We start from the raw sequence: 12,870 nt of genomic DNA, 5'->3' as shown, positions 1-12,870 counted from the left end.
GATAGCCACCGATTCTTTACTGGTTAATTATATCATAAACCAAAAAAGAGTCAAGGGAAAAAGGCGTAAAAACGTTTCCCTAGACTCTTCTAGATATGAAATTTAACCTATTTTTGCTTTGGTTTTCGGCTCGATAAGATACCTGCCAGACCAGCTACCATTCCCATCAAGAGCAAGAAGATGGATTGTTCACTTCCTGTATTTGGGAGAGCTTTTTCTGAGACAACCGCCTTCTTGCTAAATTGACCTGCCACCTCATAAGTCAATGGCACATTTGTAGTCGCATCGTTAGCAGCCGCATTCGTTTGAGGCGTTTCTACTGGTAGACTAAAGTTTTTAGAATCCACAGAAATCGTCCGTGAGTTCGGATTAATCTTTTCATACTGGGTCAAATCAGCGGTTTTCAGATACTCTTCAAAGGCAGCATCCATAGAAGGACCTTCTTCTCGCGCACCACCTAACATCGTGTAGCCATCACCACCTGCAGCTAAGAAATCATTAGTTGCAAGGTAGTAAGTTTTTGCGAGGTCCAGAAGATCATAACGACCAGTCGTGCGGTTTTTGACCTGGATGGCCAAGACACGTTTACCTGATGGTAGGTTGGTATCATAGTAGACCTTCACACCTGAAACTTGCAAGAAGCCACCACTTGGTTCTAGCAATGGTTGTCCGTTCTCATCCAAGACCTTCTTGCCATCCTTATCGACCTGCAAGATAGATCCGAGTGATTTTTCAAACATATCCAAGACTTGTTGCCCCGTCACTTGGATTTGTGAGATGGTATTTCCAAAAGGAAGAACGGCAATGACATTTCCTTTAGTGATTGGTTTGCCTTTTGCAATAGTTTCACGCAAGCCACCACCATTTGTCACAGCGATGTCAGTCGGATGGCTAAATCCTGTCTGTCCATACTGATAGAGAGAGTCTGCCACGACGTTTCCGAGGTTGGTTTCACGAACTCGAACATTTTCACGATCACCGTTTAGTTCTACAGGGCTGTTTGAAACAATCTCAACTGCATTTTCAGCATCGTATTTTTGTTTAATGTCTTTGACTAGTTTTTCAACTGTTGGATTGGCTGGTAATTTTTTAGCATCAGCAGCCGAAATCTGAGTTGGATTGCCCAAAAGCTGACGTGATTTGTAGGTGATTTTCCCTACATTATGAAGGTAGCTTCCTGTTTGGTTATAGGTAACATTGTCTCCATAAGTCGTTGATTCTACTGTATGAGAGTGACCGTCGATTACTGTTACGCGTTTCCCTTTCAAACGAGGATTTTTAGACAAGGCTTCTGCCAAGGTTGAACCACGCCATTCGACTGGGGTTGTGGTATCCACACCCAAGTGAGCGAGCACAACATAGTGTTTGTAGTCCTTACCTTCTGCACGCGCCTTGGCTTGAACTTCTTCGATGACCTTATTGACTTCAGAGATTGGATCTGTAAAAGTTACCCCTTTAATGTTTTTAGGGTGGGTTTTTGTAGCAGTTTCAGGTGTTGTCACACCGATTACAACAAATTCATCACCTTCCACAGTCTTATCTTTATCAACGATTGTAGAAGCTTCAAAAAGACGAGCTCCATTGACATAGGTATTCGAGCTAAGTAATGGGAATTTCAAGATTTCCTTGTATTTCTTAGCTTCGTCCAAACCAAAGTCAAACTCATGGTTTCCTACTGCCATGGCATCATACTGCATCTGATTGAGAATTTCAGCACGCGCTTCACCCTTCGTAGAGTTAGAAATCGGCAAACCTTGGAAAGCGTCTCCCGCATCAACAACCAGAGTATTTTGATTTGATTTTGCACGCTCCTGCTCAATGACAGTCGCTAACTTGGCATCTCCAATTACTCCCTTTTCTTCTACAATACGACCATGGACATCATTGGTGTGTAAGATAACGGTGTCCTTTTCTTCGCTTTTAGTAGATTCAGCAGGAGCTGACGGAGCTTCTGCAGGTGCAACCGCTTCTGAAGTTGCCGAAGTTTCCGGTACTGCAGGGCTCTCAACAGGAGCTGGGGTCGCCGACGTAGCAGGAGTCGCTACGACAGCTGAACTTTCTGCAGAAGTTGTTGCTTCTTCAGCGTATACTTGTCCAGCTAAGAAGGCTGGAGCTAACAGGGCTGTCGATAAGACAGGTAACAAAGAACGTTTGTTCATTTTAAAATCCCTTTCTTTTCTTTTTCTCTTTTATATTATACGCTATTTCTAAAAATTTTGAAACTTTTGACCTATTTGTATCTTAAATATTCGCCATTTAAACAAAAAAGCTTGGGTTTAAATCCCAAACTTTTAACTCATTTTATTGGAAATCTTTGATGCTCCCATCATAGGTCGCCCAGTCCTTGCTAAAGAAGCGGTCATTCAACTTGTAGTCTGGAGCTGGAGTCGGATCCGTCAAGAAGGGATTGACAACCTTATCAAAAGCCAGCCAACCTAACCATCCTAGATGAATGGTGTCCTTAACAAAATAAGGATCCCCTCCATTTTTTGAAAAATCAGCAATATTGGTAAAACCCTGACTCTCTAATTGGTAACGAATTTTCTCCACTGCATGTTGGTACATTTCCTCGCTGAGCCCTGTGTACTCCATCCACTTCTTGTTAACCGGCTGAATGACAAAGAGCACATTGACATTCGACTTAGCAAATTGATTGAGGACCAGCTGCAAATCATTGTACTCAGAGGACTTGAGGAAGTTGTAATTTTTTTGATATCCTTCCCATTTTTTTAAATCCTTTTGAATCTCTCTCGTATAGAAATGATTTTCCATCCCCATATCGTTATTGGTCGTATTTGCTTCTGCGTCCTTACGAACAATTTTTTCTAACTCATCATAAGAAAATTGATCCGGAAGATCTTTTAAATAGTTCTCCACGTGTTCCTTGTACTTGAGTTGTCCTCGAATGGAGAATTGTCCAAAGAGAGCGGATTGTTTTTCATTGAATCGCGCAAAAATATCAATAGCAACCTGATCAACATCTGATAATTCTTCACCCTTTGACAGTTTTTGAACAATGCTTTTTAATGCAACATTAGGATTCTGCTTTAACAATCGAATAGCCGCATGCTTTGCAGCAATGTCACCAGATTGATTTCCCAAAAAAGCTGTCAATTGGTCACTGTTAAAAAATCTCTGAAACGCTGCAGGTTCATAATCTGTCTCCGTAAACCACTGAGGCGAAATCACAAATACAGCCTGCTTATTCTCTATTTCTGGCAAAATTTGCTGTAGACCAAAATATTGATTTAGAGAGGCTGCTCCTGCTTGACCTAGAAAGTAAGGACGATAGGGACGATGATATTTTTCCGCTAAAACAGCTGGATGGACACTATCAAATCGAATCCATTCACTGGACCCTAGAAAAGGAATAAAACGCATATTTGGATCCGTAAGAGCCCTTACTTTTTGGCTTCTCTCTTTAAAACTCTCTGCACTAACAGAAGCCGCCGAGTATTTTTCCTCCGTCAGATTGTGGCTTGTTGTACCTGGATAAAAAAAGATGAGTAGAAGAACCAAAAATCCAGCAATGAAGATAGGCCCGAAGATCAGCCACAAGCGTTTAAGCATTCTTCAACTCCGTAATACCTTCTACGATTTTATTAGCCGTATTCCAGTCATCACGACCGAACTCCGTCACTGGAACACGAATGTCAAAACGGTTTTCAATCTCAACAATCAATTCAACCGTTCCCATGCTATCCAAGACACCGGCATCAAAAAGATCCTCATCCATCATGTCAGAAACATCTTCCATAAACAACTCATCAATAATTTCAATAACTTCTGATTTGATATCCATTTTTTATATCCTTTTATTTTTTAAACCATAAATCATTCAAAAATCCAGAAAAGATTAAGAATGAAACCATCACGACATGGAAGGTGACAACCATGCCAAGCAACTGAATCCAGCGATTCTCAGGTAAGGAAGCCTTTCCAGCTTTTTTCCGTTCTTTATTGAGTGCTTTTTTCTTACGAACCCAAGCGTCATTGATGACCAGCCCAATCCCATGAAAAAGTCCATAGGCTATGTAGTACCAGGTCACACCATGCCAAAATCCCATAATCAGCATATTGAGAATATAGGCTACACTTGAGGTCACATTGCGATTTTTAAAGACCTTCTTTCTGGTCAACACCATGACCATCCGCATAAAGACAAAGTCACGGAACCAGAAAGACAGACTCATGTGCCAGCGATTCCAAAACTCTTTTAAATCCCTTGACAAAAAGGGCTTGTTAAAGTTGATAGGACTATGAATACCCATCAAGTTTGAAATAGCTAAGGCAAACATAGAGTAGCCCGCAAAGTCAAAGAAGAGCTCCAGACCAAAGGTGTACATGACCGCTAAAGCGTAGAGGTTAAAGAAACCACCTGTCTGCAAGGCCAAATTTTTCAGCGGAGGCAATAATGTCTCTCCTAAAATGTGAGCCAAGATAAACTTGTAGAGGAAGCCAAGCATGATATATTTGACAGTCTCTTCTAGCATATCCATCAGCTCATCCCGCTCAGGAATGGTCTCGTAATTTTCATTGAAGCGTTTGAAACGATCAATGGGACCACTTGAGAAAGTCGGCATAAAGAGAAGAAAACGTAAGAATTGCCAAATCGTTAAATCTTTGATGACACCGTCTCTCAACTCAACGATAACCCCAACTGCACGAAAGGTCAAGTAAGAAATCCCTAAAAATCCAAACAAAGATTGAGGTCCATGAATAGCAGGAGATACTTTCACAAAGACGATTGGCAATAGGGATAGGAAGCTAACCAGGTAAAATATCCATTTACTATCCCGTTGTTTCCTGTACCTTTTGTAGAAAGATACAAGCAGCACTTGCCAGATAACATAAAGGATCAAAGCGCTTATTTGATTCGTCTTTCCACCGACCAACATGGTGACGATAAAGAAGAGACTAACGAGCACCTCGTACAAGGCAAAACGTTTCTTGAAAAAAAGACCAATAAAGATAGGTAAAGTTGCAACAATTACGTATAAAAAGTACTGAAGATCACCATAAGGTTCCAAATGAGGTAGCTGTTTATAAAGCTCCATCATCTACTGTTTACCTCGTTAATCAAGCCCTTGATATCAATTTTACCATTAGGCGTTAGTGGTAAACTGTCTCGATAAAGAAACTTAGAAGGCATCATATAGGACATCATGATATCTGCTAGGTCTTCTTTAATAGCTTTGGTAATATCGATATCACGCTCAAACTGCTGACGGACACCGTCCTTTAGGATGACATAGGCCAGTAGATTTTGTACCTTGTGGTCCTTGTTATAACGTGGGACAGCAACAGCCGACTCGATAAAGCGAGACTTGTTGAGGTTTTGAGAGACATCTTCCAGCTCAATGCGATAACCATTAAACTTAATCTGGAAATCCATGCGTCCACCATAGAGAAGCAATCCCTCATCTGTCATGGTTCCTACATCCCCTGTGTGGTAGGCTGGAAGACCTTCGAACTCAAAGAAAGCTTCTGCCGTTTTTTCAGGATTATTCATATAGCCTTTTGAAACAGCTGGCCCTGAAACAATGATTTCTCCCTGTTCACCATTTGGAACTTTCTTACCTTCCTCATCAATGATAAAGGTCGGAGAATCGGCCTTGGTATAGCCGATTGGCAGGCGTTTGAGAGTCGTCAACATCTCATCAGTGACGGCAACTGCTGACAAAGCTACTGTCGCTTCTGTTGGACCATAGGCATTGATAATACGAGCATCTGGGAATCGCTCGCGCAGTTTTTGAGCAGTTTTGACCGTCAATTCTTCACCATCAAAGTAGAAATGCGTGATTCCTGGCATTTTCTCACTATTAAAGTCTTCTGACAACATGGCCATATCTGCAAAGGACGGCGTTGAGGTCCAGATAGCAATTGGCAAGGAAAAAATTGTCGCAAAGAGTTTTTTGAAGTCCTGAGTAATGGCTGAAGGAAGAGCGAAAAGCGTACCACCCAGTGCTAAGGTTGGCGCCCAGTACATGACAGATAGGTCAAAAGAATAAGGGGGCTGAGCCAGCATTTGTGGACGACTTGGCGTCGCAAATTCCTTATCTGTAATCATCCAGTTGGTAAAGCTGAGGAGATTATCATGGGAGATCTGCACTCCCTTAGGCTTACCAGTCGTGCCAGAAGTAAAGATGATGTAGTAGTTGTCATCTCCCTTGACTGGATGGGTCATCTCGTAGCTAGAAGCTTGAGCAAAAGCTTCATGGACTTGCTCTAAATTCAGCATCGGTGTGCTAGTTTGCTCTAATGGAAAATCTGAGATGGCAATAATCAAACTTGGTTCTGCAACTTCTACGATAGCAGAAACTCGTTCCAAGGCCGAATGGCTATCAATTGGAATATAGGCATGTCCCGACTTAGTCAGCGCAACAAAGGTAGACAGCATCTCATATTCCTGTCCGCCAAAAACGACGACTGGAGATTTCTCAGGTAAGCCTAGTTGATCGATGGTTGCAGCCAAACTATCCGAATCAGCCTTCAGATCACCATAAGTATGTTCTTGGCCTAAAACATTGTAGACAGGATATGTTGGTTGCGTTTGAGCAAAGTGCTCAATCGTTTCAATCATATCTTTTATCGGTTTATTAGACACTGTTCCTCTTCTCCTTTAAACTAGAACTCATTATAAATAAAGGTGCCTTGGCTCTGACCAAGGTAACTAAAAAAATAAAGCAAACCAAGTAAGATTACAAAATATAGAGCCGTCCGGCCTAAGAATACATGTAAATTTCGTTGTTTTTTCATAAGCTATCCATTAATATATTGTTTCTATTAACTATCAGTATGTATTGTTAGCATCTTATCTTCCTAACATTTTACCACTTTATCAACCTTTTTTTCAACTGTTTACCATAACTTAAAAATTGATTTTAGCTTATTTTAAGATAAGTTAAAATATTAATGTTTTGCCCATCAAAAAAGAGCCTGAGATTTTCATCTCAAACTCTGTTGCCAATAACTCTTTTATCTTAGAAAAGTGAAAATACGAGAACTGCTAGGGCCGCACCAACAATAGGTCCTACAACAGGAATCCAAGCATAAGACCAGTCCCCGTCTCCCTTGTTTGGAATTGGCAAGATGCTGTGCATGATACGAGGTCCAAGGTCACGAGCTGGGTTCAAGGCATAACCCGTTGTCCCACCTAGTGAAAGACCGATACCGACAATCAACGTTCCCACTGCAAAGGTCCCTAAACCGGCTTGAAGGTCATAGAGTCCCAAGGCAAAGATTGTCAAGAGCAAAACAAAGGTACCAAGGATTTCGCTAACCAAGTTGGATACTGTGTTCTTGATTGCTGGTCCAGTACTGAAAGTTGCTAGGATATTGCCTGCATTTTCTTCTGCCTCATAATGCGGTTTGAATTGCAACCAAACCAAAATCTGAGCCACCATCGCTCCTGCGAATTGGGCTAGGATATAAGGGAAAACAGAACCCCAAGAGAGCGTTCCTTTTAAGGCCATAGCAAACGTCACAGCTGGATTTAGGTGGGCTGGACTGAGCGTGCCAGATACAAAGGCCGCAACGGCTACAGCAATTCCCCATCCCATAGTAATCACAATCCATCCTGAATTGTTGCTCTTAGTTTTGGGAAGAACCACACCTGCAACAACACCATTTCCTAGGAGAATCAGGATTAAGGTCCCCAAAAATTCTCCAAATAATTCTTTCATCATATCTTTGTCTCCATTTAAAAGAAGGGACGGGGCGACAAGGAATGCTGCCCTCCCTCTCTTCTAGTTTTTCTTAATTTTTTAGTTCTGCTAGATCGTTTTGAGCAAGAGCTGCTTTGACATCCGCACGGTAGGCTGCTTTTTCTTCTTCGGTCCAATCATAGAATCGTCCCATTTCATCCAGAACTGGCTCAACGATGCTATCTAAACTATCACGCATAAAGAGCATGTGGTTGGTACGACGAAGAAGAAAGTCAACTGGGCTCAGAGCCAACTCATTGCGCATTGCATAGTGAAGTGACAAAGTGTCTGCCAAGCTGAGTCCTGGCGCTTGTTCCAAGCTGTGAGCAAGGGCAAAGACTTTCGGTGCATTTGAACCGTAAAGATTTGCAAGATAGTGGGCTTCCTTGCTATCCAAACCACGTGAAACTCCAAGTTGAGCAAAGGCTTCGATTTCTGAGTCCACATTTGCTGGGTTCAATTCTCCACCTGAAACAGGATAAGTCTTCGAGTTAATGAGTTTAAAGCTGCGGTCAAATTCGGCTTTGAGGATATCGACTACGCGCTCCATAGCTCCTTCAGCCATCTTACGGTAGTCTGTGATTTTACCACCAGCAAGGGTCAAGAGGCCATTATCATCACGGTCCAAGCTCGAACCACGAGAAACTGCAGATGGATCCAAATGTTTCTCAGATGTGCTGCTTTCAAGCTTGCTGACAGCAGATTCAACATCTTCACGCGTTTTTTCTTTCGATAAATAAGCTTCGACAGTTGCAATCAAGCTATTGAAGCTTTCATCACTAATGGTTCCGTTATTTCCGCCATTGTAGTCAGAAGCGCTATTGCCTGCAATCAATGGACGAAGACCAGCCCAGCTGCTTTCGATATCGTCAATTGTGATATTTGCTTCTGGGAAACGGTTGTTGACAATGCCAAGTAGGTAATCTACATCTTCCTGCGTCACTTTTGGATGTTCCAAATCGCCTGTGTAGTCTGTATCCGTTGTACCAAAGTAAGTCTTGTTTTCACGTGGAAGAACAAAGACCATACGCCCGTCTCCCAAACCTGTGTCAAAGTAAACCGGCTGTGAAACCTTGATCTTGCTTGAATCCACTACCAAGTGAACTCCCTTAGTTGGACGCATTTGTGAGAATTGTGTTCCCTGATTGGACAAATTACGTACCTTGTCGCTCCAAGGACCTGTCGTGTTGATAACCAGACGAGCCTTGATTTCAAAGACTTGGTCTATCAACAAATCACGAGCTACAACACCTGTAATCTTGCCACTTTCGTCAAAGAGGAAGCTTTCTGCCTTAACATGGTTGGCAATGAGAGCACCGTCTTGGTTGGCACGTTTGATGTTTTCAATCACGAGACGCGCATCGTTATTACGGAAGTCAAGATAAACCCCACCTCCTACCAAGCCTTCTTTCTTCAAGTTTGGCTGGCGTTCCAAGACTTGATCCTTGCTCAAGACCTTGTTAGCAGCTGGTGTATTGCTAACACCTGCCAAAAGGTCGTACAAGTCCATGGCTACTTTGAGACGGAAAAGGCTAAAGGTCGCTCCATCCTCATCGTAAACTGGCAAGAGCATTGGATCTGGTTTTGGAATGTGTGGAGCGATTTGTTGAACCACTGCACGTTCAGAAACAGTATCTGAGACTACTTCCACGTCAAATTGTTTGAGGTAACGCAGACCTCCGTGGACCAATTTTGTTGAACGGCTAGATGTTCCTTCTGCGAAGTCCTGCATTTCAATCAAACCAGTATCAAGACCACTGGCTGCCGCCTGCAAGGCTACCCCAGCACCGGTAATCCCACCACCAATAATCAAGAGATCCAAGGTGCGTTCCTGCATTTTTTTAATTGACAATTCACGTGTTTTCTTTGAAAATTCCATATTTACACACTTTCTAACTGAGTCACTTTATTCTTTCAGTATTAGTCATCGATTTCCGCAAAGACTTGCGTTGCTTTCACAGCCTTCTTCCAGCCCTTGTAGAGTTGTTCCTTGCGCGATTCGTTCATGGATGGCTCAAAGAGTTCTCCTGTCTCGTTCAAGAGTTTCAACTCGTCCAAATCCTTCCAGTAACCCACTGCCAAACCAGCTAGGAAGGCTGCACCGAGGGCAGTTGTTTCCAAGTTTTTAGCGCGTGCGATATCAATTCCCAAGATGTCAGCTTGGAACTGCATGAGGAAGTTGTTCATGGCTGCACCACCATCCACCTTCAAGACCTGGATAGCTGTCTGAGCATCCACTTGCATGGTGTCAATGATGTCACGTACTTGATAAGCGATAGACTGCAAGGTTGCCTTGATAAAGTCTTCTTTGCTTGTTCCACGAGTTAAGCCAAAGACCGAACCACGAGCATTTTGATTCCAGTATGGAGCCCCTAGACCTGTAAAGGCAGGTACGACATAAACTTCGTCATTGTTGTGAGAATTGAGAGCATATTTTTCAGACTCTGGTGAATTTTCAACCATGCGAAGTCCATCACGAAGCCACTGAATAGCACTTCCTGCAATAAAGATAGAACCTTCCAAGGCATAGTAAACCTTGCCGTTGATTCCGTAACCAATCGTTGTCAAAAGGTTGTTTTCAGACAACTGCATCTCTTCACCAGTGTTCATGATGATGAAAGAACCTGTTCCATAAGTATTCTTGACCATACCAGGTTCAAAGGCCAACTGACCGAAGAGGGCTGCCTGTTGGTCCCCAGCCATACCTGAAATTGGCACTTCTCCACCGTAGAAATGGAATGGAGCAGTCTTGCCGTAGATTTCAGAGTTAGAACGAACTTCTGGAAGCATAGCCTTAGGAATATTGAGGATTTCTAAAATCTCATCATCCCATTTAAGATCCTTGATGTTATAGAGCATGGTACGAGCTGCATTGGAGTAGTCGGTCACGTGAGCCGCACCGTCAGTCAATTTCCAAACCAACCAAGTATCGATAGTACCAAAGAGCAATTCTCCTTTTTCTGCTCGCTCTTGAGCGCCTTCTACATGGTCCAAAATCCAACGAACCTTGGTAGCAGAGAAGTAAGCATCGATGATTAAACCAGTCTTTTCATGGAATTTTTCCACATAACCTTGGCTTTTTAGTTGTTCAGCCAGAGGTGCTGTCTGACGTGATTGCCAAACGATAGCGTTGTAGATAGGAAGTCCTGTTTTCTTATCCCAGACGACAGTTGTTTCACGCTGGTTGGTAATCCCGATTGCTTCGATTTGACTTGGTTTCACACCACTTTCGATGAAAGCACCCGCGATAACTGACTGAACAGAATTCCAAATTTCATTGGCATTGTGCTCAACCCAACCTGCTTGAGGGAAAATCTGAGTGAACTCTTTTTGACTAGAGCTGACCTTTTCTCCTTTTTTGTTAAAAATGATGGCACGAGAACTGGTCGTTCCTTGGTCAATAGCCATGATGTATTTTTCTTGTGACATGTGCTGTCCTCCTGATAAAATCTTGAGGGGGTCCCTCTTTACAGTAACTAGTATACAAAATAAAGCGCTTTCTTGTTTATCAATTTTTTTAAAATTTTAAAAAAATGTGAGGAGATTGTGCGAATTTCACAAAAAAGACCTGAAAATTCAGGCCTTTTAGGCAAAGAGCATCTGACGAATCTTCGCCAAATCCTCTATATCCAAATCATTTTTTAAATAATAAACCGGAGTCTGTTCTTTCTTATGAATCGGGTTGTTGGTAATCAACAAATCATAATGTCGACTGGGCTCATAGGCTTCAATAGTAATGAAACGATTGTATTCCAAATACCGTTTCAAAAGGGCAGCCATCCTAGAAAAGACAAGGAAACCAGATGTCAAATCCAGACCAATCCTCATATGTTGACCACCATTTTCAGCCATATACTCTATCAACTGGAGCCATTCCCAGAGAATTTTCTTATCCAAATCCGTCCCCTGATGAAAGGCTGGCAAGATATGAAAAATTCTCTCTGCAGTCCCTCTAAAATCATGTTCCATCAGCAAATAGGGATGGTGATTCTCTGTCTGGTATCTGTACTGATCTTGCAAGATATAGCCCTTGTATAGATAAATTTGACCACAAAGCTGACTGAGTTCATAGGTGACATGGTCCTCTGTGTAGTCCCCCAGTAACTCCTCTTTCTTCATCTCTTGAATCAATTGCGTCAGCAAATCGGCTAATTGCCCTCCAAAACCAAGGATATACTCCATAGTATGAAGGGGCAAGATACGATGGGAAAGGAGAAATGAAAAGAATACCATCATCTCACCGTCCTCAGTTCCTAGAGGGATATGTTGCCCAGCAAAAAAGGACGGAGCCTTTCTCAGCAAACGAAGGTAGAAAATATTGTCAAAATACCCTCGCATTTTTTCTTCTATGACTTGAAACTGACAAGCATTGACCCGAAGGCGCTGTTGACTGATATGAGCCCAGAGAACCAAGTCCAGTTTCTGACCTGAAGACAAACTAGCACCGCAGATTTCTTCTAAGCTGGCAATCTCCTGCTTTCTCTCTGGCTTCTGCATGTGTCCTTCCCACTCCTGACTGGACCAAACCTTGCGGAAAAGACAGAAATAGAAATAGCGAATCTGATGCTCCGGACCTCGCCAACGGCCATTTTGGATGGATAAGTCAAACTCTGACAAAATCTGATTTAGACTAGCTAAGTGGCGACCAAGCGTGGCCTCGCTAATCATCAATTCTTGAGCCAACTGATGAGCTAGAAACTGTTGGTGATAGAGAAGGTAAACCAAAATTTGGTACTTAATGGCATTGTCTAGAAACAAGCTCCGAATCTCTCTTCCCTTGGTAGCTGCACCAATCGACAAGCGCAGATTTTCATCTTCCAAGTGGATGGTCAGCTCTAAACCTCTTTCCAAGGCATTTTCGTTAATCAGAGAAATGTACTTGGTTAAGGTCGCCTTTGAAAAACCTGTTTCTTCCATGGCTTTCTTGACTGTTGTCTGCGAATCTTGTAATAGAAAGGAAAGGACTAAAAATTGACCATATTCGGCTTTTTCCATCAAATCACCTAAATACATTTGTTACCCCTTTCATTTTCTCCTTCAAGGATAGCATAAATCTTTCAAATGCTGAAATAATCTGTTTCGCATTTTATTTTAAGGCTGATTTCCTCGTCATTATTCCACAGAAACAGCAAACACACGACTCCCCCCTTTGGGCATTTTTATG

Annotated in this window: 10 protein-coding genes; all 10 read right to left on the bottom strand. The window is 42.4% G+C overall.

Features of this window, described 5'->3' with window-relative positions:
• Positions 1-107: 107 nt before the first annotated feature.
• Positions 108-2,159, bottom strand: coding sequence for a cell surface ecto-5'-nucleotidase Nt5e (gene nt5e, locus B7723_RS06675; RefSeq protein WP_084850067.1), 2,052 nt, complete (start codon positions 2,157-2,159; stop codon positions 108-110).
• Positions 2,160-2,301: 142 nt separating this feature from the next.
• Entirely contained in the window at positions 2,302-3,570 is a 1,269-nt protein-coding gene (dltD, locus tag B7723_RS06670; protein ID WP_084850068.1) for a D-alanyl-lipoteichoic acid biosynthesis protein DltD, read from the bottom strand.
• Positions 3,563-3,802, bottom strand: a complete 240-nt coding sequence (gene dltC, locus B7723_RS06665; protein WP_000351972.1) for a D-alanine--poly(phosphoribitol) ligase subunit DltC — start codon at positions 3,800-3,802, stop codon at positions 3,563-3,565. The genes dltD and dltC overlap by 8 nt, the downstream gene beginning before the upstream one ends.
• 13 nt (positions 3,803-3,815) lie before the next feature.
• The gene (dltB, locus tag B7723_RS06660) at positions 3,816-5,060 is read right to left on the bottom strand and encodes a D-alanyl-lipoteichoic acid biosynthesis protein DltB (protein WP_084850069.1); all 1,245 of its coding nucleotides are present in this window, start codon (positions 5,058-5,060) and stop codon (positions 3,816-3,818) included.
• Positions 5,057-6,607, bottom strand: a complete 1,551-nt coding sequence (dltA, locus tag B7723_RS06655; protein ID WP_084850070.1) for a D-alanine--poly(phosphoribitol) ligase subunit DltA — start codon at positions 6,605-6,607, stop codon at positions 5,057-5,059. The genes dltB and dltA overlap by 4 nt, the downstream gene beginning before the upstream one ends.
• A gap of 20 nt (positions 6,608-6,627) precedes the next feature.
• Entirely contained in the window at positions 6,628-6,759 is a 132-nt protein-coding gene (locus B7723_RS06650) for a teichoic acid D-Ala incorporation-associated protein DltX (RefSeq protein ID WP_008276434.1), read from the bottom strand.
• Between the two features lie 224 nt (positions 6,760-6,983).
• A complete protein-coding gene (locus tag B7723_RS06645; protein ID WP_084850071.1) occupies positions 6,984-7,688 on the bottom strand; it encodes an MIP/aquaporin family protein in 705 nt (234 codons plus the stop codon).
• A gap of 70 nt (positions 7,689-7,758) precedes the next feature.
• Positions 7,759-9,585 carry a type 1 glycerol-3-phosphate oxidase gene (glpO, locus tag B7723_RS06640; RefSeq protein ID WP_084850072.1) on the bottom strand — a complete coding sequence of 609 codons (1,827 nt, stop codon included), beginning with the start codon at positions 9,583-9,585 and terminating at the stop codon, positions 7,759-7,761.
• A gap of 41 nt (positions 9,586-9,626) precedes the next feature.
• On the bottom strand, positions 9,627-11,135 hold the full coding sequence (glpK, locus tag B7723_RS06635; RefSeq protein ID WP_000076793.1) for a glycerol kinase GlpK: 1,509 nt from the start codon (positions 11,133-11,135) through the stop codon (positions 9,627-9,629).
• Positions 11,136-11,291: 156 nt separating this feature from the next.
• Entirely contained in the window at positions 11,292-12,719 is a 1,428-nt protein-coding gene (locus B7723_RS06630) for a helix-turn-helix domain-containing protein (protein WP_084850073.1), read from the bottom strand.
• Positions 12,720-12,870 lie beyond the last annotated feature (151 nt).

The organism is Streptococcus oralis subsp. oralis (assembly GCF_002096435.1).
Lineage (GTDB): Bacteria > Bacillota > Bacilli > Lactobacillales > Streptococcaceae > Streptococcus > Streptococcus oralis_AA.
This window is presented reverse-complemented; position numbering and strand designations above follow the sequence as displayed.